This window comes from Streptomyces sp. NPDC001027 (assembly GCF_040299045.1).
Taxonomy (GTDB): Bacteria; Actinomycetota; Actinomycetes; order Streptomycetales; family Streptomycetaceae; genus Streptomyces.
Genome location: NZ_JBEPBI010000002.1, coordinates 103,682 through 125,256 on the forward strand (window position 1 = coordinate 103,682; position 21,575 = coordinate 125,256).

The window sequence follows — 21,575 nt, forward strand, 5'->3', positions numbered from 1 at the left end:
CTGTGCTGGATTCCCTGGAGGCGGCTCATGACCGACGTTCGGCTTCCCCTGCGCGCACTCGTCCCGTTCGCCGCCGGTTCGGTCGGCATGGGCATCTGGGTCACCGTGCCGGGCATCTTCCTGCTGTACTTCCTGACCGACGTGCTGGCCGTGCCGCCGTACACGGCCGGTCTCGCGCTGCTGGTGCCGAACGTCGCCGACATCGTGGTGCACCCGTGGGTGGGCCGGCTCTCCGATGCCGGCCTGGCTGCCACCGGCCACCGACGGCGACTGATGACGGCCGGCTGCGTCGTGGTGCTCGCCTTCGTGGCCCTGTTCGCCGTGCCGTCGGACCTGCACGGGACAACTGCCGCGATATGGGTCGCGGTGGCACTGGTCGCCGGCAACCTGCTCTACTCGCTCTACCAGGTTTCCTACCTGGCCACACCGGCCGACCTGGGAATCGGCTACCACGAGCGGACCCGCCTCATGGGCTACCGCAATGTCGTGATCACCGTGAGCGTCCTGCTCGCCGGCGTGGCCGCGCCGGCGGTCGCCGGCGACGATCCGGGCGTCGGCGACTACACGAGAATGGCCCTGTGGCTCGGCGCGGTCATGCTTGCGGCGATGCTGGTCGGCATCACCGGCGTCGCCCGCCTCAACCGGGCCGCGCCGGGCACCCCGGCCGAGCCCGGGCGCCGGGGCGGGCTGCTGGTGGCGCTGAGCGACCGGCACTTCCGCGCGCTGACCGCGTCCTATCTGACCGTCGCGATCACGATGAACCTGGTACTGGCCGCCATGCCGTACTTCGCCGAGTACGAACTGGGCCACTCCTCCCTGACGACCGTTCTCATCGCGGCGTTCATGGCGCCGGCGGTCCTGACCACGCCCCTGTGGGTGCTGGTGGCCCGGCGTCTGGGCAAGCAGCGCAGCCTGCTCGTCGCCCAGGCCGCGTTCGTGATCGGCTCGCTGGTGCTGGCCCTGGGCGCCGCGGCCGGCCTGCCCCTGCTGATCGCGGCCGTGGCCATGCTGGGCGTCGCGTTCGCCGCGATGCAGCTGATGCCGCTGTCGATGGTGCCCGACGTCATCGCCGCCGCAGGGCCCGCCGGTACCGCCAGTGCCGGAAGTTACACCGGCGTGTGGACCGCCGCCGAGGCGACCGGCGGCGCATTGGGGCCGTACGTGTACTCGGCCTGCCTGGCCGTAGGCGGGTTCGTGGCCAGTACCGCGGGCGAGCACACCACGCAGTCCTCCGGTGCCCTGGCGGCCGTTCGCTACGGCTTCACCCTGGTTCCGGCCGTGCTCATGACGATCGCCATCGTGCTGCAACGCCGGTACACCCTGGACCAGCGCGCCCACAGCGCGGCGCCGCGTGCCGACGCGCAGGAAAAAGCAGTGGGGTGAGGCTTCCCCCGTCCATGCGGTTCAGCGGTCCTGGCCGGGGACGGGCACGTCGAAGCAGTTCAGCACCATCGCGATGAGGCAGTAGCTGCCGATGAGGAACACCAGCTCACCGACCCCTTCCTCGCCCAACAGCTCGGTGGCTCGGTCGTATGTCGAGTTCGGCAAGGTGTGTCCGGAGGTCAACGCCCTCGCGACGTCGTGCGCGATCGCCTGCCCGTCAGTGAGCCCGGAGGGACGCCCTCCCGAGGCCAGGGCCGCGATCTGCGGCGCGGGGAGGCCGACCTCGTCTGCCGTTCGCTCGTGTGCGTACAGCAGGTAGCGGGCGCCGTAGGCGCTGCCGACGGTGAGGATCGCCACCTCGCGAACGATGGGATCGAGCCGAGCCTCGGCCGCGACCGCCCGCTGGAGGAACAGCGCGGGTACCCCGAACGTGGGGAAGCGCAGCATCGCCGCGAAAGGCCCGACCAGCGCGCCGTCGTCGTCGAGGATGACGACGCGGCCCTGCTCCTCGGTGACCAGTCCGGCGATGCCGTCGTGCACCTCGCGGAGTCGCGGGTCCAGTTTGTCGGGCGGGATGGGTTGAATGCGCATGCGAATTCTTCTCCGTGTCATGGTCCGTCACAGTCCGTCGGTGTACTGACCGTCGATCAGGATGAAGGCGACACGACAGTTCGCCTTCGACCGGTTCGCCCACGCGTGATTGGTTCCGCGCTGAATCACGATGTCTCCGGTGCGGACGGTGGTCTCACTCTCGTCGAGGACCAATGTGAGTTCGCCCTCGATGACGATTCCATAGTCGATTGTCTGCGTGCGGTGCATCAACGGATGCGGGGCGCCTGCGGCGGATCGCGTGGCGTCGGCACCGCCCATCTCCCCGAATTTCTCGGCTGCCTCGGCCTGCGTCAGGGTTCGAATTCGGTCGTCCTCCGGCGGGAAATCGATCACCCTGATGCGAGTGCCGCGCTCCGGAGGTCCGAGCACCAGATCGTCCTCCGCCGGCTCGCCCGACCGCCGGTCGATGACGGCAGGGGTCTCACGGGTGTTCCACACCTCGTAGAAGGTCGGGCCACCAGGCCCGCCGATCTGCACCACGCGCGACGGCGGCGCATCCTGCGTGACCTGCGCACGGTCGGACGCATCATGGCCGGTCACGATCCTTCGGAACGGTCGAGTCGAGCTCACGGCGGAGTCCTCTCCTTCTGCTCGAATTCTCGGGAAACGGCTGCGGTTTCTGTCCGGAGGCTAGTTCGGCGTGCTTGACAACGACGGAATTGATGGTGAATCGGCCCGGGAGGGCGCCGGATTTCCGTTCAGCGCTCGTCAAGTGACCGGTTTTACGCTGACCGGCGATCACTGAGAACAACGGATTTCGAAGGGTGTATATCGATGAAGACAACTCGCCGGGGGCTGTTGGCCGGATCCGCCGCGGTCGTAGTGGGTGCCGCACTCGACGCGCCCGCCGCGCAGGCGCACACCGGAAACGGCAGCGCCCGGAAGCCGACCGTGGTGCTTGTGCACGGCGCGTTCGCCGACGCCTCAGGCTGGAACGGGGTGGCCTCCCGGCTCATCCGCGACGGATATCCCGTCATGGCACCGCCCAACCCCCTGCGCGGCGTGTCCTCCGACTCCGCCTATCTGGCCGGCATCCTCGCGACCCTCAGGGGCCCGCTCGTTCTCGTCGCGCACTCCTACGGGGGGATCGTCGTCACGAACGCCGCGACCGGCAATCCGAACGTCAAAGCGCTCGTCTACGTCAACGCCTTCGTCCCCGATCAGGGCGAGACGCTGCTGGGCCTGCAGACGAAGTACCCGGGAAGCAGGCTCAGCGAGGCGGCGCTGGACTTCCGTCCCTACGGAGAGGGCCTCGTCGACGGATACATCAAGAAGGAGCTCTTCCACGACGTGTTCGCCGCGGACCTGCCGAAGGCGACCACCGAGCTGATGTGGGCCGGTCAGCGGCCCGCGGACGTGCGCACCCTCGGGGAGCCGTCCGGCGCCCCGGCCTGGAAGACCGTTCCGTCCTGGTACCTCGTGGGCCGCGACGACCAGGTACTGCCTCCGGCGGCGCAGCGGTTCATGGCGAACCGGGCCGGCGCACACACCTTCGAGGCCGACACCTCGCATGTCGCGATGATCGCGCAGCCCGCGGCGACGGCCGCCCTCGTCAAGCGCGCCGCGCGCTGACACCACGAAGCAGCCACGTCCGCTTCCCGGTCCCGCACGGGCTGGTACGCCGTCCAACTGACCCTTACCCCCGAGGACGAGACAATGCATCAGCACGCATACGACGGCCAGTGCACTGCCGAGGAGCAGCGGCACACCTCCGCGAAGTCGCCCACCAGGAACCCGAAACTGACGTTGTTCGCACTGGCGTTGGGCACCTTCGCGATCGGCGCCGGCGAGTTCGGCAGCAACGGCATCATCCAGCTGTTCGCGTCCGATCTGGACGTGTCCGTTCCGGTCGCCACCTACGCGATCACCGCATACGCGGTCGGGGTGATGATCGGCTCTCCGGCGATCACGCTGCTCGCCGCCCGGGTCAACCGGCGGACGCTGCTGATCGGCCTGATCGGGCTGTTCCTGGTCGGCAACGGGCTCTCCGCCCTGGCGCCGGACATCGTGCTGTTCGTCGTCTTCCGGTTCGTCGCGGGCAGCGTGCAGGGAGCGTTCTTCGGTGCCGGGGCCGTCGTCGCCGCATACGTGTACGGGCCGGGCAAGGGCGGCAAGGCGTTCGCCACCGTGATGGGAGGACTCACCCTCGCCACCATCGCCGGGTCGCCGCTCGGCACCTTCATCGGCCAGCACGCCGGCTGGCGCGCCATGTACGGGACCGTGGTCGCCGTGGGACTGCTCGCCGGAGCCGCCCTGATGGCCTGGCTGCCGCGCACCGACGACCTGCGCGGCAGCTCCCTCGCGGGCGAACTGGGCGCCCTCAGGCGGCGGGACGTCTGGCTGATGGTCACCGTCGCGGCGCTCGGCGTCTCCAGCATCTTCGCCGTCTACACGTTCATCGGCCCGTTCGTCACCGACGCGGCGCTGCGGGACGCCTCGCTCATCCCGATCGCGCTCGCCGTCTTCGGCCTGGGCATGGCGGTCGGCAACCACGTCGGCGGACGTGTCGCCGACCGCTACGAGAACCGCGGTCTGATCTGGGGCTACGGCGGTGCGCTGGCGTTCCTGGTCCTGATCGGTGTGGCCGGCGACAACCTGGTGATTCTGCTGCCCTGCCTGTTCGGCGTCGGCGCGACCATGATGTTCGCCATCCCCACCGTCCAGGTCCGGTTGACCAGTTTCGCACCGGACGCCCCGACCTTGATGGGAACGCTCAACCTGGCCGCCCTCAACCTGGCCAACTGCCTCGGCGCGATCGGCGGCGCGATCGCCCTCGACGCCGGCTGGGGGACCCTGTCCACTGTCTGGGCCGGCTTCCTCCTCACCACCGCCGGTCTGCTCCTGTACGTCATGACCATCGCCCGGGTGAAGCCGGCGCGCCCGTTCCGGCCCGCGCCTGAGCCGCTCGAATCAGCCGGCATTCCAATGGGAGACCCTTCTGGTTCGGTGTGACGGAGGAACGGCGGGGCGGAACATGCCCGAGGGGTGTGGCGGCGCTGTTCATGAAGACCTTCAGATGTCCCGGAAGATCTCGATCTGCGCGCCGATCGAGTTCAGTCGCTCGGCGAGATCCTCGTAACCGCGGTTGATGACGTACACGTTGCGCAGCACGGAGGTGCCGTCCGCCGCCATCATCGCCAGCAGGACGACCACCGCGGGTCGCAGGGCGGGCGGGCACATCATCTCGGCGGCGCGCCAACGCGTCGGCCCCTCCACCAACACGCGGTGGGGGTCCAGGAGTTGCAGGCGTCCACCGAGCCGGTTGAGGTCCGTCAGGTAGATGGCACGGTTGTCGTACACCCAGTCGTGGATGAGGGTCTTGCCCTGGGCGACGGCCGCGATGGCGGCGAAGAACGGGACGTTGTCGATGTTCAGGCCGGGGAACGGCATCGGATGGATCTTGTCGATCGGCGCCTCCAGCTTCGAGGGCCGGACCGTGAGGTCCACCAGCCGGGTGCGGCCGTTGTCGGCCGGGTACTCCGGCGTGCGGTCGTGGTCGAGGCCCATCTCCTCCAGGACCGCCAGCTCGATCTCCAGGAACTCGATGGGCACCCGCCGCACCGTCAGCTCCGACTCCGTGACGACGGCGGCGGCCAGCAGGCTCATCGCCTCGACCGGGTCCTCCGAGGGGGAGTAGTCCACGTCCACGTCGATGTCCGGCACGCCGTGCACGGTGAGCGTCGTGGTGCCGATGCCCTCGACCCGGACGCCGAGCGCCTCCAGGAAGAAACACAGGTCCTGGACCATGTAGTTCGAAGAAGCGTTACGGATGACGGTTACCCCGTCGTACCGGGCGGCCGCCAGCAACGCGTTCTCGGTGACCGTGTCCCCGCGCTCGGTCAGCACGATCGGCCGGTCCGGACGGACCGCGCGGTCGACGACGGCGTGGTACTGCCCTTCCGTCGCCGCGACGTCCAGCCCGAACCGGCGCAGGGCGATCATGTGCGGCTCGATGGTCCGGGTGCCGAGGTCGCAACCGCCCGCGTAGGGCAGCTTGAAGTGGGTCATCCGGTGCAGCAGCGGACCGAGGAACATGATGATGGAGCGCGTGCGCACGGCGGCCTCGGCGTCGATCGCCGCCATGTCCAGCTCGGCCGGCGGCACGATCTCCAGGTCGACGCCGCCGTTGATCCAGCGGGTCCGTACGCCGATGGAGCCGAGGACCTCGAGCAGCCGGTAGACCTCCTCGATGCGGGCGACCCGACGCAGCACCGTGCGCCCCTGGTTGAGCAGCGAGGCGCACAGCAGGGCCACGCAGGCGTTCTTGCTGGTCTTCACGTCGATCGCACCGGACAGCCGACGGCCGCCCACGACCCGCAGATGCATCGGCCCCGCGTAGCCCAGCGAGACGATCTCACTGTCCAGGGCTTCACCGATTCGAGCGATCATCTCAAGGCTGATGTTCTGGTTGCCCCGCTCGATGCGGTTGACGGCACTCTGGCTGGTTCCGAGCGCCTCGGCCAGCTGTGCCTGTGTCCAGCCCCGGTGCTGCCGGGCGTCACGGATGAGCTTGCCGATGCGTACGAGGTAGTCGTCTCCCATGAGGCTGAGGTTATCTCACATATGAGATGGCGCCTCTTGAGAGGGCTGTTCGGGTGACATGCCGTCAACGCCGCCTGGCTTGACGGGTGCGGCGCCACCCGAAAGGTCCGGGCAAATCCATCGATGTCGTGCGACGTCCGGTACTGCTGTGCGTGTGACGCGGCCCGTGCCGACCGCCTCCGGTCGTGATCGACCAGGAGTGCCGGTTGATGTTCAGTCGCACCCCGGGAAGGATGCGGAAACTCTTGCGGAAGGTGAGGGGCATCGAGCCTCCTTCGTCGCGAAGCGTCCGTCGGTCGACGTCTACCCCGGCTCGGCGGACCCATGGCGGGGGCGTGTGCGACGCGCGTCCGGCAGGCCTCCCATGCGCCTCCAACGCACCTGTCGCGCACCCGGGATGCCGCTGTGGGCCCTTGTGGCCCCCACTCGGAAACCGCGTACGGACCGATTGCAACGCGTTTCTGCGGCCGGCAGGCCGGGTTTCGTGCGCGGCGAGGCGGGGTTCGCCGACGACGGGGAGCGGGCGTCGGAGGTGAAGGGGCGGGGGTGTCGGTGGCGACGTCCGGGCTCCCGTGGCACGTGCGGCATCGATGGCGAGGAGCGGGCGCCGGCTTCCATGCCTCCCGCTCGGTGCGTGGCAGAGATCACGGACGGCGCGCGCACCACCGGCGGCAGACTCGTGTCCACCCCCGGCGGGAGCGGCCGGGCGAGGTGGGCCGAGTGCGGAATGCGACCTTCCCTGGCAAGGGGGCGGCGATGTCCTTTGCCATCGAACTTAGTCGGCGAGGAGCTTCTGGCCAGCGGCGACTAAGTTCGATGGCAAAGTGATGCGTCGCCGCAGGCACCCCTTGGGGGGCGGAGGAGATACGTGCAATAGCCGCCACTTCATAGCAGAGCCTGCCAGCAACATGCTGCGGTGGAGCCTACAGAAACCCGATGCAGGCGGCTCCCGCGCGCGCGTACGCTGGCCGTGCCGCAGGCGTGACCACCTCCTCCGCCCGGCCAACCCTCAAGGACTTGATGTGAGTACGTCGTTCCCCTTCCTGCAAGACTGGATGGAAAACGCGCCGCAGGACCACCCGCTGGCCGACCTGATCGCCGAGGCCACCGGGAACATCCCCGCGGACAGCTCCGCCTTGGTCGTCGTCACGGCCTTCGAGAACATCATCGAGACCCTGGAGAAGGCGAAACCCGAGCGTCGTGGCGGTGTACGCAGGGACTTCCGCAAGGCCCGCACCTTCGACGACTTGATGATCCCGCGAGCGGAGATGGTTGCCGGCGCCAAGCTCGCACGCGCCGGGATCCCCTTCGACTTCGGCCAGCGCAACGGGGCCACTGATCCGGACCTGATGCTGCGCGACATGAACCTCGCCATCGAGGTCAAGGCCCGCCGTCTGGACGGCCTGCAAGACCTGCGAGACGAACTCCAGGCCGCCCTCGCCGACGTCACCCCGCCGGTCCTCGTACGCCTCATGCCCGACTCCCAGCCGCTCACCATCAAGTCCGCGACACGGGCCGAGGTGGTCGCCGAGACACTCCAGCGGGTACGCAGCAGGGACCTGGGCTCCCAGACCAAAGTCATAGACCAGCCCTGGTCGGCTCGCACACGTCTCCTACTCAACATCGGGATCTACCAGGGCGACTACCTGCCGAACGGTTCGCTGGTCACTGTCGCCGGCGGCTTCTGGGGCGCAGAGCCGGGTCCTCACTTGATCGATGTGGAGGGCGAGGTGCTGGCCGCCCTGGAAGACGAGCAGAAGGTCCGGCAGGCCAAGACCAGGCCCACCATCCTCCTCTTCGACGCCGCCCGCACCGGCATGGCGTGGATTCGCTCCGAGCTGGTCTGGGCACAGCGTCTGGCGATGCGGCTGCCCGACACCACCCCGTTCGTGGGCGCGGCCGTGATGACACCGAAGCTCGATGACCCCGACGTGGGCATCTCCCTGGGGGTGCGCGAGAACCTGTCCGACCAGGACCGCGCCGCTGTGGACGACCTGGCCCACCGCCTCGGACTCACCGGAGTATGACGCGGCCAGCCCCGGTGTCGCGACCGAGGCAACGGGACATCGTTGAACCGGACATCGCGCGCCCCCTTGGACCACACCACCAGGAGGAACCAGTGTCAGACCCGCAACTGCTCACCCCCGAGGAGAAGCTCGCCGACGCAAAGAAGCTGTTGAGCATCCCGCGTATCGTCGTGATCTGTGGCTCCACCCGCTTCATGACCGAGATGAACGAGGCCGATCTGCGGGAGACCAACACCGGAAAGATCGTCGTCAAACCGGGCTGTGACATGAAGTCGCCGCACGAACTTTGGTCCGATCCTGTCGAGGCCGAGGCGCTGAAGGTTCGACTCGACGATCTGCACCGGGCGAAGATCCGGCTCGCTGATGAGGTGCTCGTAGTCGGCGACTACATCGGAGACAGCACCCGAGCCGAAATCGCCTACGCCCGGTCGCTGGGCAAGCCCATGCGGTTCACGCACCCCGAAGTCGACCCTGACGCCTGACCGCCGCCTGACCGTCTCGCGGTGGCTTCGGCCTCCGTCCACCCCACACCCTCCGCAGGCGTGCCTTGGATTGATCAGCTAGCGAGACCGAGTTGTGGTGATTCTGGCATTTCGGGCTTCGCGCCGGCGATCTTCTTTGCGCTTCTTGCACATGTAGCCGTTCAAGGTGGCGTAGGAGATGGACATGCTGTGTGTGTCCATGAGCTCGCACCAAATCTCTCGTGTGTTGAGTCCGGAGGCGATCAGCGGGTCGATCAGATGCTGGAAACGAGTGATCACTGCCAGCCCGCGCACTGGTCGTTCTTCGAACGGCTGGGGTGGGTTGTCGAGGAAGTAGTAGATGAGCCGCTTCGAGACTCCATAACGGTGAGCGAGCGTTCGCAGGGGGACTGCGCCTTCCATCGCCTGCTGTTGGATCTGGTGGTCAACGTGCTGAGGCAGCTGATCCCCGTACTTGCGTTCGAAACGGGCTGGCATCGGTTTGTAGCGCAAGCGGGGTGAACTCGCGTCGAGAAGGGCTCGGTGGAGTACTTCCGGTGTGCGTCCGGAGACAGCTGAGAGTCGGTCGAGGCGAGGCTTCCCGAACCAGAAGGGTGGCCCGCTGAGGAAGGTGTGCAGGTAGCTGGGCTTGAGGTGATTGGCGCGGGCTAGGCGTCGGATGTAGGAGTCGGTGTTCTCACCCAGTCGTGGCGCGACTGGGACGGGGAGCCGTTGGAGAGAAGCGCCGAAGGTGTCGGTCATTGACGTGTCGCGTTCTTGAGCGGCGACGCGGAGGTCTCGGCAGCATGGTCGAGTTCGATTGCATCGAGTGATGTCTTGGTGATGCGCTCGGTCCCCGTGAGGATCGCGTCGATCGCGGCGCCCCGGATCGCGTGGGAGAGCGCTCCGATCATGCCGTCGGTTCGTCTGTGGAGGTAGCGGTCCAGCTTGACCAGGCTTCCCGGTGGGTGGTCGTGCAGGAGAAGGGTCTGCTCCATGGTCGCGACCAGACCCTTCCATTCGGCGCCGTAGGGGAAGGGGCGGGTGGGGACAAGGGTGAAGCGGCTCGCGATCTGGGCACCGCGGGTGCCGGCCAGCAGTTCGCTGGTTTCGAGGTTGATGCCCGCGTAGGCGAACGTCGCGGGGAGGCGTTCCGAGAAGTACTTCAGAGTGTCGGAGACCTCGGCGCCAGCCCGTGTGACCTGCGAAACGTTGTGGATTTCGTCGACCAGGACCAGCCCGGTGCGGGTGTCCGTGCAGACGCCGACCACCGCTTCGATGATGTCGGTCATGTTCGACCTGGCCCTCACCGGCAGACCCAGGAAGCGCGCGAACTCGGCCGCGATCATGCGCGCGGTCGCGGCGGGCGGGACGGTGATGTAGAGCACCGGGATGCGGTCGGCGACGTTCGGATGGCGGGCCCGGTCGAGGAGTTCGTGGGCGAGCCCGAGCTGGGTGAGGGCACTGGTCTTGCCGGTGCCAGGCAGCCCGGAGACCATCAGGCCGCGGCGGGCGCTGATCGCGTGCCGGTTGAGCAGGACCAGCCGCCGCCCGCAGACCACCGTCTTCTCGACGAACGAGGTGGCAACGACGAGCATGCGGGCATGATGGTCAAGCCGGTCCTCGTCATAGAGCGCCTGCTCAACCGGAGACAGCCCGTCCAGCTCGGCCGGGGGCAGCAGGACGGGGGGACTTGGCGGGCCGGCGGCGAACCTCCGCCACCCCTCCAGGGTGGTCAGCTGCCGGTTGGCCTCTGCATCGGCTTCCTTGAGTGGTGTGCGTCCGGTCGCCGGTTCGGAGATGGTCACGGACGCCTCCAGGGGTTGGCGAGTGGGTCGAACAGACCCAGCGGGATGACCTGCGCGGACTCGGTGTCCGCCGGGTCGTCCTGGGGTGCTTCGGCGGTGGGCGGATCGGGGACCGGCCGGTCGGAGACAGTGGCCCGGGTCCGCGCGGCGACGCGCCGGGACTGTTTTGCCGCACGGCCCTTCCGGCGGTCCGGTCCGTCATGGGTCCGCCGCAGCAGGTCGGCAGCGGCATCGGCGATCTGTTCCTCGGTCCCTCCCGGGACCTGTTCGCGGGCATGGTCCCAGGCCATCTCACCGAACGGGACGCCGACGCGGTGCAGGTGTTTCCAGAACACCGTGATCCACCGGACCGGCTCGCTGCGGCGGTCGCGTACCCAGACACGGGAGACGTCGTAGGGGTCGTAGTGGATCTCCCACAGCCCCTTCTTCTCCGCCACCCCGGAGTGCTGGCGGCGCAACGGGGTCAGCTCGGCGTCGTCGTAGGTGCGGTGGTTGATCCGGATGCCATAGGAGTTGATCGCCTGCCAGCGCTCCGGCAGCAACTCGACGTAGTCCTCGCCGCTGAACGGGGCCGGAACATAGCCGCACGACTCCAGCAGCATCGCGTACTTCTCGTTCGGCGTGAACGCGCGCTTCGGCGAGTCCGGGTCCCGCAGCGCGTCGTGCGGGCGGTTCTGCCAGATGACGATCCACTCGTCCAGCAGACCCTGGAGTTCGGGCAGGGACCACAGCGGCCCGTGCTCCAAGCCCCGGCCCCGGCGGTCCACCGACCGGCCGGTGTAACCCGCGACGAACTGGGCGAACAAGGTGGCCACCGAACCCAGCGTCTTCTCGATCGCACCCTTCTCGAAAGGCGACGCCTTGTGCGTCGGCTGAAGGCTGATGCCCAAGTAGCGGCAGGACGCACGGAAGTTGTTCGAGATGAAGACCTTGCCGTGGTCGCAGACGATCGTGTCCGGCACGATCACCGGCCTGCCAGCCGCATCCTCCAGCCGCTCGTCCAAGGCCGTCAGCCGCCGGTGCGGCAGCACCGATCTCGACATCCGAAGAGCTTCCGGCCAGCCAGGCCGCATCATCTCAGGGGTAATGCTTCGCGCCAGGAGAGCGGAGGCGTCGGCCGCTTTCGTCGTCGGCCGTAACACTGCGGTGGTCAGTGACCTGGTCGCAAGGTCGATCATGGCCGTCAGCTCGACCTTCCCGGCGATGCCGTCGTCCAGCCGGACCAGGACGTCCAGTGGTGTGGAGTCGATCTGCATCCACTCGCCCGGCGCGCAGGCCGGCACCTCCCCGAACGGCCCGGCCGGACGCGCGTTCACCGAACGGCGTGTGGTCGCCGAGCCCGTCGCGTGCGTGCCCGCGGCCAGCTTGTCGAACAGCCGGTAGAGCGTGCGCTGCGAGGGAACCTCGATGCCGTCTGCGTCCTCACGGGCGGCCAGGATCTGTGTCGCCCGCCAGACCACGAAGCCGATCGTCCTCGACGACGCCTCGGCCGTCTCGTCGATCGCCTGCCGCATCACCTCGACCACCGCCGGGGCTACCCGGCCGAAGGACGGCATCTGCTTGGCCGCCCGGCCGTCGGCCAGTCCGTCCCTCTGGTAGCGCTGGCGCCGCTGCTTGACGCCGCTGGCCGTCATCGCATGCCCGGCCGCCGTCAGCTCGGCCGCCTTGGCCCGCTCCCGCTGGGCCAGCGAGCTGTGTTCCGGGTCGAACTCCGGCCGTGGCACCGTCCCCGCAGGGGCGTCCGGCGGCAAGCCGTCCAGCACCTCCAGAATGTGCCTCTCCCACCAGCGGGCCTGTTCCGCAGCGGTCTGCGGGAACTCCGCGATCCTGGCCGAAGCGGGCACCCGCCGCTCTTTCGCCCCTGTCACCGCACACTTCCCTCCGCCAGGCGCACGATGGTCGACGGCCCCAACAGTGCGAATGCCAGCCCCTCGGCGGCCAGCTCGCGCAGCCAGAGCAGATGGAACAGGACGGGGAGCGTCTCAAGCCGGTCACCGGCCGCATCCGCACCGGCCATCAACAGGGCCGGTGCTGTGAAGATCTCCCGGAGGCGGTCCACGACCGGCCCGCGCCGGCACCGGGGATGCCGGTAACGCGACAGCCACCGGACGTTCGCCAGCAGCACTTCCTCCGGAACCCCCACCCGCTCGAAACCCCACCCCGCCTGACGGCAGGCCCGGCGCGTCACCTCGAACGCCTCCGCGTCCCTCTCCTCGATCCGCTCATCGGCACGGACATCCACGACCACGGCCGAGCCGTCCACGCGGCGCACGAAGTAGTCCGGAGCATGCCGACGCTCACGCTCGCCGTCGTGCCAGTGCAGCCAGAACGGCTGCGAGGCGACCCCCACCACCCCGGGATCGAAATCCATCAGCACAAGCCGGTCCCGCTCCAGCCACGACTCGAAACCCACATGCCGCCCGGTCGTCGCCGCCCAGTACCAGCCCGGGAAGTGACGCTCACCACGCGACCAGCGAAACGGCCGAACAGCGGCCACGTCCTCGAACCGAGCAGTCACGCAGTCCAGCAGCGGACGCCGCCGACACTCGCGTACAGCGTCCACGTACGACAACTCGACGTACGGCTCCGCAAGATCCACCCCGACCGGTACGGCCACCCAGCACCCCCAGTACGTCCCCTCGTACGACTAGGTTCGCTGGCAAGGAAGCCGGAACGACTGGGTTCGCTGTCAAACGCCTCGATTGGATGACAGCGGACAGGCGAGCCCGGGCATGACCATTCCGCGCCCATGTACTAGAGTTATCTCGACATCGAGATATCTGCCGAGGCGCACCGCAGCCGCCACGCCAGTAAGGCTTGCCTAACTTAGCTTGCCCTGAGCTGATCGGCCAAGTCCGCGTGACGGCAGGATGCGGTGGTACGCGCACATCAATGAAGGAGACTGTCGTGTCGGCGAACAGCTTCGACGCCCGCAGCACGCTGCAGGTGGGCGACGAGTCGTACGAGATCTTCCGGCTGGACAAGGTGGAAGGCTCGGCTCGCCTTCCGTACAGCCTGAAGGTGCTGCTGGAGAACCTGCTCCGTACCGAGGACGGCGCGAACATCACCGCCGACCACATCCGTGCCCTCGGCGACTGGGACTCGCAGGCCCAGCCGTCGCAGGAGATCCAGTTCACGCCTGCCCGCGTGATCATGCAGGACTTCACCGGCGTGCCCTGCGTCGTCGACCTCGCCACCATGCGTGAGGCCGTCAAGGAGCTCGGCGGCGACCCGGCGAAGGTCAACCCGCTCTCCCCGGCCGAGCTGGTCATCGACCACTCCGTCATCGCCGACAAGTTCGGCACCAACGACGCGTTCGCCCAGAACGTCGAGCTGGAGTACGGCCGCAACAAGGAGCGCTACCAGTTCCTGCGCTGGGGCCAGACCGCGTTCGACGACTTCAAGGTCGTCCCGCCGGGCACCGGCATCGTCCACCAGGTGAACATCGAGCACCTGGCGCGCACGGTCATGGTCCGTAACGGGCAGGCCTACCCCGACACCCTGGTCGGCACCGACTCGCACACCACCATGGTCAACGGTCTCGGCGTGCTGGGCTGGGGCGTCGGCGGCATCGAGGCCGAGGCCGCGATGCTCGGCCAGCCGGTCTCCATGCTCATCCCGCGCGTCGTCGGCTTCAAGCTCACCGGCGAGCTGCCCACCGGCACCACCGCCACCGACCTCGTCCTCACGATCACCGAGATGCTGCGCAAGCACGGCGTCGTCGGCAAGTTCGTCGAGTTCTACGGTGAGGGCGTCGCCGCCACCTCCCTCGCGAACCGCGCGACCATCGGCAACATGTCGCCGGAGTTCGGCTCCACCGCCGCGATCTTCCCGATCGACGACGAGACCCTGAACTACCTCAAGCTGACCGGCCGTTCCCAGCAGCAGGTCGCGCTCGTCGAGGCGTACGCCAAGCAGCAGGGCCTCTGGCTGGACCCGAAGGCCGAGCCGGACTTCTCCGAGAAGCTCGAGCTGGACCTGTCGACCGTCGTCCCGTCGATCGCCGGCCCGAAGCGCCCGCAGGACCGCATCGTCCTCGCGAACGCCGCCGAGCAGTTCAAGCAGGACGTCCGCAACTACGTCGACGACGTCGACGAGGCCGGCAAGGAGTCCTTCCCGGCCTCCGACGCCCCGGCCGTCGCCCCGAACGGCGCCCCGTCCAACCCGGTCACCGTGACCGCCCCCGACGGCTCGACGTACGAGATCGACCACGGCGCGGTGACGGTCGCGGCCATCACCTCCTGCACCAACACCTCCAACCCGTACGTCATGGTCGCCGCCGCGCTCGTCGCGAAGAAGGCCGTGGAGAAGGGCCTGACCCGTAAGCCGTGGGTCAAGACCACCCTCGCCCCGGGTTCGAAGGTCGTCACCGACTACTTCGACAAGGCGGGCCTCACCCCGTACCTCGACAAGGTCGGCTTCAACCTCGTCGGCTACGGCTGCACCACCTGCATCGGCAACTCCGGCCCGCTGCCGGAGGAGGTCTCCAAGGCCGTCAACGACCATGATCTCGCGGTGACTTCGGTCCTCTCCGGCAACCGGAACTTCGAGGGCCGCATCAACCCCGACGTCAAGATGAACTACCTGGCCTCCCCGCCGCTGGTCGTCGCGTACGCCCTGGCGGGCTCGATGAAGGTGGACGTCACCAAGGACGCCCTGGGCGTCGACCAGGACGGCAACCCGGTCTTCCTCAAGGACATCTGGCCCTCCGAGGCCGAGGTCAACGACGTCGTGGCGAACGCCATCGGCGAGGACATGTTCAACAAGTCCTACCAGGACGTTTTCGCGGGCGACGCCCAGTGGCAGGCGCTGCCGATCCCGACCGGCAACACCTTCGAGTGGGACGCCGAGTCGACCTACGTCCGCAAGCCCCCGTACTTCGAGGGCATGACGATGGAGACCACCCCGGTCTCCGACATCACCGGCGCGCGCGTGCTGGCCAAGCTGGGCGACTCGGTCACCACCGACCACATCTCCCCGGCCGGCGCCATCAAGGCCGACACCCCGGCCGGCAAGTACCTCACCGAGCACGGTGTGGAGCGTCGTGACTTCAACTCCTACGGCTCGCGCCGAGGCAACCACGAGGTCATGATCCGCGGCACGTTCGCCAACATCCGCCTGCGCAACCAGATCGCGCCGGGGACGGAAGGCGGTTACACCCGCGACTTCACGCAGGACGGCGGTCCGGTGTCGTTCATCTACGACGCCTCCCGCAACTACATCGAGCAGGGCGTCCCGCTGGCCATCCTGGCCGGCAAGGAGTACGGCTCGGGCTCCTCGCGCGACTGGGCCGCCAAGGGCACCGCGCTGCTCGGCGTCAAGGCCGTCATCGCCGAGTCGTACGAGCGCATCCACCGCTCGAACCTCATCGGCATGGGCGTCCTCCCGCTCCAGTACCCGGAGGGCGCCTCCGCCGACTCCCTCGGTCTGACCGGCGAGGAGACCTTCTCCTTCACCGGCGTCGAGGAGCTCAACAACGGCACCACACCGCGCACGGTCAAGGTCACCACCGACACGGGCGTCGAGTTCGACGCGGTCGTCCGCATCGACACCCCCGGTGAGGCCGACTACTACCGCAACGGCGGCATCATGCAGTACGTGCTGCGCAGCCTGATCCGCAAGTAACGAGCACGGCAACCGGTTCGGAGCCCCGATCCTGGTCCGCATGTATCAGGCGCGGCAAGCGATTGGGTAACCCGATCCGCGAGTAACGGCACGGCAAGCGGTTGGGTAACCCGATCCGCGAGTAACGGCACGGCAAGCGGTTCGGAAACGGAAATCGCTGACGGAACGCGTGCGAAGTGCTGATCGAGGGCCGCATCCCCGTTGACGGGGGTGCGGCCCTTCGCCGTGTCCGTGCCGATCCATGACCGGCCCATGAAGGGGCACAGGTCCCCTCGGCCTTCGGGGGCGGAATCCGGACATGACCGCCGCACCCGGCCCGCGGGAGTGGGCTCGCTGAAAGTTTCTGCGTAGCCACGAAATGTTGCGCTCACCGTTTACAAGTGAGCCGTACGGCGCTACCTTCCGCCACAGGTGGAGTGGGAGCGCTCCCATTTTGTTCGCGTCCGGCGGACCGGAACCTGCCGGACCGGGCCAGGGCGCTCCCGCTTCGCGCAGCCGACATGCCGGGACAGCGCTGCATCCAACCCGCAACGTCCTGGAGCCCCTGTCGAACCGCGTTACCCGTCCCCGCATCCGCAGTGCACCCATGCATGCGCGGTCCGTACACGGAAGGCGGACTCACTGAGCATGAAATCTGTCATGATCACGTCAATATCGAAATCGTGCGCAAGGACGCGTCTGCGCACCAGAGCCCTCCTCTTGGTTCTCCTGGCCCTGCTGGCCACGGTCCCCGCACTCGGCCTCATCGTGACCGCCGGCGGGGAGGCCCAGGCTCATGGAACCCCCATGAAACCCGGCAGCCGCACTTTCCTGTGCTGGCAGGACGCGCTGACCAACACCGGTGAGATCAAGCCGATCAATCCCGCCTGCAAGAACGCACAACAGGTAAGCGGTACCACACCGTTCTACAACTGGTTCTCCGTGCTGCGTTCCGACGGCGCGGGCCGTACCCGCGGCTTCGTGCCGGACGGCCAGTTGTGCAGCGGCGGCAACACCAACTTCACCGGGTTCAACGCAGCCCGCAACGACTGGCCGCTGACACATCTCACCTCGGGCGCGACCGTCGACTTCTCCTACAACGCCTGGGCGGCGCACCCGGGTTGGTTCCACGTCTACGTCACCAAGAACGGCTTCGACCCCACCCGGACGCTCGGCTGGAACGACATCGAGGACCAGCCCTTCCTCTCCGTCGACCACCCGCCCCTCCATGGCAGCCCCGGCACGGTCGAGGCCAACTACTCCTGGACCGGGACGCTTCCGGCCAACAAGTCGGGCCGCCACATCATCTACATGGTCTGGCAACGTTCCGACAGCGCCGAGACCTTCTACTCCTGCTCCGACGTCGTCTTCGACGGCGGGAACGGCGAAGTGACCGGCATCCACGAGCCGGGCAACCCCAGCGAGCCGGTTCCCGGGACCTGTACCGCTTCCCGCAGGACCACCAACAGCTGGAGCGGCGGCTACCAGTCGGAGGTGACCGTCACCAACTCGGGTGATGTCCCGATGCTCGGCTGGATGGTGGACTGGACGCTGCCCGGCGGTCAGTCGGTGGCGAGCCTCTGGAGTGGCAACGCGACCTACAACGGCCAGGCGGTGATGGTCCACAACGCCGACTGGAACGGTTCGCTGAGTCCCGGCCAGAGCGCGACGTTCGGATACGTGGTCTCAGGCGCGGGAGGTGACACCGCCACGAGCCTCCCCTGCAGAGTCGGTTGAGCGACCAGAGTCGGTTGGTCGACAGCGGCTCCGAACGGACGCTCGGGCGGACGGATCCGAGCGGAGCCGGTGGGCGGGTGAGCGGTGCCCACCGGCTCAGGCGCCGTGGGCAGGACTGCCCACGGCGCTGCCGTGCAGCTCGCCCGTACGGGCGACGGCGGATCGAGCCCGCCCGGCCGGTGAGCGCGCCGCCGGACGGCGATCCGCGATCAGTGGACCAACCGGGCCTGTAGCCAGCTCAGTTGTCGTCTTACCTGCTCAGCCTCACCCCCTTCGTGACCGTTGAACGGATAGGCGTGGATCTCGTTGTGAGGATGCCCGCCGCCGCTCAGCTCGCCGTACCGGTTGAACGCCGCGTACACCCCGCTCGGCGGGCAGACCGTGTCGCGCAGGCCCGTGCCGAAGTGGGCGGGAGCCTGCGCCCGGCGGGCGAAGGACACGCCCTCCACGTACGAAAGAGTTCGGTAGGCGGTTTCCTCGCTGCCGCGGCGGACGGACAGGTAAGCCGAGATCTCACCGTACGGCCCCGCGTCCGTGAGCTCCAGCGACCGCCGGATCCCGCACAGGAACGGAGCCGTGACGAGGACGGCCGTCAGGTCGTGGACCAGGCCCGCGACCGCCAGGGCCAGTCCGCCGCCCTGACTGTTGCCGACGACGGCCGTGCGCGCCGGGTCAACACCGGGCAGCGACCGCACCGCCGTCACCGCGCGCACCGCGTCCGTGATCAGGCGCCGATAGTAGTAGTCGGGCGGGGAGAGAAGGCCGCGGACGGCCGGCCCGGGGCCGCCGGACACGACGGTGTGCGGGTCGGGGGTGTCGCCCCCGCTGCCGTACTGGTCGCCCTGGCCGCGGTTGTCCATCAACAGATGGGCGTAGCCTGCGTTCACCCAGGTCAGCCGCTCGTGCGGGAGACCGCGCCCGCGCCCGTAACCGATGTACTCGACGACTGCGGGCAACGGCTTCCGCGCGTCCGCCGGGAGGCCGAACCAGGCCCGGATCGGATCGCCCGCGTAACCCCGGAACGTCACATCCCAGGTCCGCGTCAGTCGGAGACCGGTTTCGACAGGTCGTACCGACACCAGGGGGTCCCGCTGTGCGGCTTCCTTCCGGGCGGCGGCCCAGTAGGCGTCGAAGTCGTCGGGCTCGGCGGGTTCGGGGCGATAGCGCTCCAGATCCCGTAACGGCAGGTCGAACGCAGGCACGAGGGCTCCTCACACGACATGGGCCAACGATTGTTGCGCTGATCGTCCAGAAATTTGCGGAGTCCCGTAGCGCTCGGCTCCCCGCACGCACACGGGTTCTACCCCGTCCCGCAACGGATTCCACGCCGCGCAACTCCCACCAGCCCGCCGTGCAGCACCCATTGACAGCGCTTTCCGTGACCCCGTACGTTGCCGCAGAGTTACCGGTAAGGGCACGAAAGTTTCGAGATCCCGCACTGAGATCCGAGTGTTTCGAGAACGCCCCGGGAGGCCTGAGCATGAGCACCTCCACCACATCGGCCCCACCCCCCGACACCCAGGACCCGGACCCCTCTGCGAAGACCCCGGGCCGCGCGCCGCGTGCAGCCGCGCAACGAAGCTGGCGCAGGGCGTGGCGCCGCGACTGGCAGTTGTACTCGCTGGCCGTCCTGCCCCTGACGTTCTTCGTGGTCTTCCGCTACGTGCCGATGATCGGCAACGTGATCGCCTTCCGCCGCTTCGAACCCGGCGGTTCGATCCTCGGGGAGCAGTGGGTGGGGCTGCGGTACGTGCGGATGTTCCTGACCGATCCCACCTTCTGGCAGGTCTTTCGCAACACCCTGTGGCTCGGCGGGCTGACGCTGCTCTTCTGCTTCCCCCTGCCTCTTGTGCTGGCGTTACTGCTCAACGAGGTGCGCCGGCGTTCTCTGCGACGGTTTGTGCAATCGGTTTCGTACCTCCCGCACTTCCTGTCGATCGTGATCGTCGCGGGCGTCACCCTGCAGATGCTGGCCACGGACGGTCCGGTCAACCATGCGCTGGGCCTGCTCGGCCACGATCCGGTGCGGTTCATACAGGAGCCGGGCTGGTTCCGGACGGTCTACGTCGGTTCGGAGATCTGGCAGACCGCCGGCTGGGGGACCATCCTCTACCTCGCCGCGCTCACCACCATCGACGAGGACCTCTACGAAGCGGCCCGCATCGACGGCGCGAGCCGCTGGCGGCAGATCTGGCACGTCACGCTGCCCGGAATCCGCCCCACCATGATCACGCTGCTCATCCTCAACATCGGCACCTTCATGGCGGTCGGGTTCGAGAAGGTCCTGCTCCTGTACAACCCCCTGACCTATCCGACGGCCGACGTGGTCTCCACCTACCTCTACCGCGCGGGCGTCGAGTCCAACAGCTTCAGCTACGCCGCCGCGATCGGGCTCTTCGAAGCGATCATCGGCCTCGTGCTGATCACGAGCGCGAACCAGCTGTCGCGCCGCACCGTCGGGACGAGCCTGTGGTGAGCCTCCTGACGCCACGTCCCCGGCGTCCCCGCACGTCCGTCAGCCAGCCGACGCGCGGATACCGTGTGTTCCAGGGCGTCAACGGAGTGATTCTCACCCTCGTCGTCCTGGTGACCCTGTATCCCTTCGTCAACATCATCGCGCGGTCCTTCAGCGGTGAAAGGCACATCCGGGCCGGCGAAGTGGCCCTGTGGCCCAAGGGATTCAACCTCACCACGTACAGAATCGTGTTCCAGGACTCGATGTTCTGGCGGAACTACGGCAACACCGTTTTCTACACGGTCGTCTCCACGGTCATCGCCATGGTTCTGACCACGTGTTACGCCTACGTGCTGTCGAAGCGGAACCTGAAGGGGCGCGGGCTGCTGGTCGGCGTCGCGGTGTTCACCATGTTCTTCACCGGCGGACTGATCCCCAACTACGTCCTGGTCACCAGCCTCGGCCTGAAGAACTCCGTCTGGGCCATCGCCCTGCCGAACGCGATCAGCGTCTTCAACCTGCTGGTGATGAAGGCGTTCTTCGAGAGCCTTCCGACCGAGCTCGAGGAAGCAGCCGAGATCGACGGGCTGAGCACCTACGGAATCCTGCTCAGGATCGTGTTGCCGCTGTCCAAGGCCGTCGTCGCGACGATGGTCCTCTTCTACTCGGTGTCCTTCTGGAACTCCTGGTTCTCGGCCTACCTCTACATGGACCGCACCGAGCTCATGCCGGTCACCGTCTATCTGCGCAACCTCATCGCAGGTGCCACCACCGGGGGCAACGCCGGCGCCGCAACCGACCAGCTGAGCCAGGTCGGGGCGAACATCCAGGCGGTCACGATCGTGTTGACCTCGCTGCCGATCCTCTGCGTGTACCCGTTCGTCCAGCGCTTCTTCGTCTCGGGCGTGATGCTCGGCGCGGTCAAGGGCTGAGATCCGCACCTCCT

General features: G+C 68.0%; 18 protein-coding genes. 9 read left to right on the top strand and 9 right to left on the bottom strand.

Translation table 11 applies throughout. From position 1 onward, the window contains the following. The first annotated feature begins 27 nt into the window (after positions 1-27). Entirely contained in the window at positions 28-1,383 is a 1,356-nt protein-coding gene (locus tag ABT300_RS01625; RefSeq protein WP_351670507.1) for an MFS transporter, read from the top strand. A 21-nt stretch (positions 1,384-1,404) separates the two neighbouring features. Here ABT300_RS01625 and ABT300_RS01630 read toward each other — a convergent pair whose 3' ends face one another. Together ABT300_RS01630 and ABT300_RS01635 are read right to left on the bottom strand one after the other, a co-directional pair. Then, complete coding sequence (locus tag ABT300_RS01630; RefSeq protein WP_351670510.1) at positions 1,405-1,974, bottom strand: carboxymuconolactone decarboxylase family protein; 570 nt, start codon at positions 1,972-1,974, stop codon at positions 1,405-1,407. Between the two features lie 27 nt (positions 1,975-2,001). Beyond that, entirely contained in the window at positions 2,002-2,565 is a 564-nt protein-coding gene (locus ABT300_RS01635) for a cupin domain-containing protein (protein ID WP_351670513.1), read from the bottom strand. 204 nt (positions 2,566-2,769) lie between these two features. Between ABT300_RS01635 and ABT300_RS01640 the strand changes: the two genes are divergently transcribed. Beyond that, positions 2,770-3,567 (top strand): alpha/beta fold hydrolase, encoded by a 798-nt coding sequence (locus tag ABT300_RS01640; RefSeq protein WP_351670516.1) that lies wholly within the window; start codon positions 2,770-2,772, stop codon positions 3,565-3,567. Between the two features lie 84 nt (positions 3,568-3,651). Beyond that, positions 3,652-4,947 (top strand): MFS transporter, encoded by a 1,296-nt coding sequence (locus tag ABT300_RS01645; protein ID WP_351670519.1) that lies wholly within the window; start codon positions 3,652-3,654, stop codon positions 4,945-4,947. Between the two features lie 60 nt (positions 4,948-5,007). Here the strand turns inward: ABT300_RS01645 and ABT300_RS01650 are convergent, their stop codons facing one another. Together ABT300_RS01650 and ABT300_RS01655 are read right to left on the bottom strand one after the other, a co-directional pair. Continuing rightward, positions 5,008-6,537, bottom strand: a complete 1,530-nt coding sequence (locus ABT300_RS01650) for a helix-turn-helix domain-containing protein (RefSeq protein WP_351670522.1) — start codon at positions 6,535-6,537, stop codon at positions 5,008-5,010. A 64-nt stretch (positions 6,538-6,601) separates the two neighbouring features. Then, on the bottom strand, positions 6,602-6,802 hold the full coding sequence (locus ABT300_RS01655; RefSeq protein WP_351670525.1) for a DUF4236 domain-containing protein: 201 nt from the start codon (positions 6,800-6,802) through the stop codon (positions 6,602-6,604). A gap of 757 nt (positions 6,803-7,559) precedes the next feature. Here ABT300_RS01655 and ABT300_RS01660 point away from each other — a divergent pair. Further along, positions 7,560-8,564: a hypothetical protein gene (locus ABT300_RS01660; RefSeq protein ID WP_351670528.1), complete on the top strand. Its 1,005-nt coding sequence runs from the start codon at positions 7,560-7,562 to the stop codon at positions 8,562-8,564. Positions 8,565-8,656: 92 nt separating this feature from the next. After that, complete coding sequence (locus ABT300_RS01665) at positions 8,657-9,046, top strand: hypothetical protein (protein ID WP_351670531.1); 390 nt, start codon at positions 8,657-8,659, stop codon at positions 9,044-9,046. A gap of 78 nt (positions 9,047-9,124) precedes the next feature. Here ABT300_RS01665 and ABT300_RS01670 read toward each other — a convergent pair whose 3' ends face one another. Genes ABT300_RS01670 through ABT300_RS01685 form a run of 4 tightly spaced genes read right to left on the bottom strand, consistent with a single transcriptional unit; the run spans position 9,125 to position 13,450 of the window. Continuing rightward, complete coding sequence (locus tag ABT300_RS01670; protein WP_351670533.1) at positions 9,125-9,787, bottom strand: hypothetical protein; 663 nt, start codon at positions 9,785-9,787, stop codon at positions 9,125-9,127. Then, entirely contained in the window at positions 9,784-10,833 is a 1,050-nt protein-coding gene (locus ABT300_RS01675; protein ID WP_351670536.1) for an ATP-binding protein, read from the bottom strand. Before ABT300_RS01675 ends, ABT300_RS01670 begins: the two co-directional genes overlap by 4 nt. Further along, positions 10,830-12,701, bottom strand: coding sequence for a Mu transposase C-terminal domain-containing protein (locus ABT300_RS01680; RefSeq protein WP_502977857.1), 1,872 nt, complete (start codon positions 12,699-12,701; stop codon positions 10,830-10,832). Before ABT300_RS01680 ends, ABT300_RS01675 begins: the two co-directional genes overlap by 4 nt. After that, a complete protein-coding gene (locus ABT300_RS01685) occupies positions 12,698-13,450 on the bottom strand; it encodes a TnsA-like heteromeric transposase endonuclease subunit (protein ID WP_351670539.1) in 753 nt (250 codons plus the stop codon). The genes ABT300_RS01680 and ABT300_RS01685 overlap by 4 nt, the downstream gene beginning before the upstream one ends. A gap of 290 nt (positions 13,451-13,740) precedes the next feature. On the opposite strand from ABT300_RS01685, the gene acnA reads away from it, so the two are divergent. Next, positions 13,741-16,458 carry an aconitate hydratase AcnA gene (gene acnA, locus ABT300_RS01690; protein WP_351670542.1) on the top strand — a complete coding sequence of 906 codons (2,718 nt, stop codon included), beginning with the start codon at positions 13,741-13,743 and terminating at the stop codon, positions 16,456-16,458. A 639-nt stretch (positions 16,459-17,097) separates the two neighbouring features. Next, a complete protein-coding gene (locus ABT300_RS01695) occupies positions 17,098-18,174 on the top strand; it encodes a lytic polysaccharide monooxygenase auxiliary activity family 9 protein (protein ID WP_351670545.1) in 1,077 nt (358 codons plus the stop codon). Positions 18,175-18,383: 209 nt separating this feature from the next. Here ABT300_RS01695 and ABT300_RS01700 read toward each other — a convergent pair whose 3' ends face one another. Continuing rightward, positions 18,384-19,376 (bottom strand): acetylxylan esterase, encoded by a 993-nt coding sequence (locus tag ABT300_RS01700; RefSeq protein ID WP_351670548.1) that lies wholly within the window; start codon positions 19,374-19,376, stop codon positions 18,384-18,386. 278 nt (positions 19,377-19,654) lie between these two features. Here ABT300_RS01700 and ABT300_RS01705 point away from each other — a divergent pair, with 278 nt between their 5' ends. Together ABT300_RS01705 and ABT300_RS01710 are read left to right on the top strand one after the other, a co-directional pair. Continuing rightward, the gene (locus tag ABT300_RS01705; protein ID WP_351670551.1) at positions 19,655-20,650 is read left to right on the top strand and encodes an ABC transporter permease; all 996 of its coding nucleotides are present in this window, start codon (positions 19,655-19,657) and stop codon (positions 20,648-20,650) included. Then, positions 20,647-21,561: a carbohydrate ABC transporter permease gene (locus ABT300_RS01710; RefSeq protein ID WP_502977858.1), complete on the top strand. Its 915-nt coding sequence runs from the start codon at positions 20,647-20,649 to the stop codon at positions 21,559-21,561. Before ABT300_RS01705 ends, ABT300_RS01710 begins: the two co-directional genes overlap by 4 nt. Positions 21,562-21,575 lie beyond the last annotated feature (14 nt).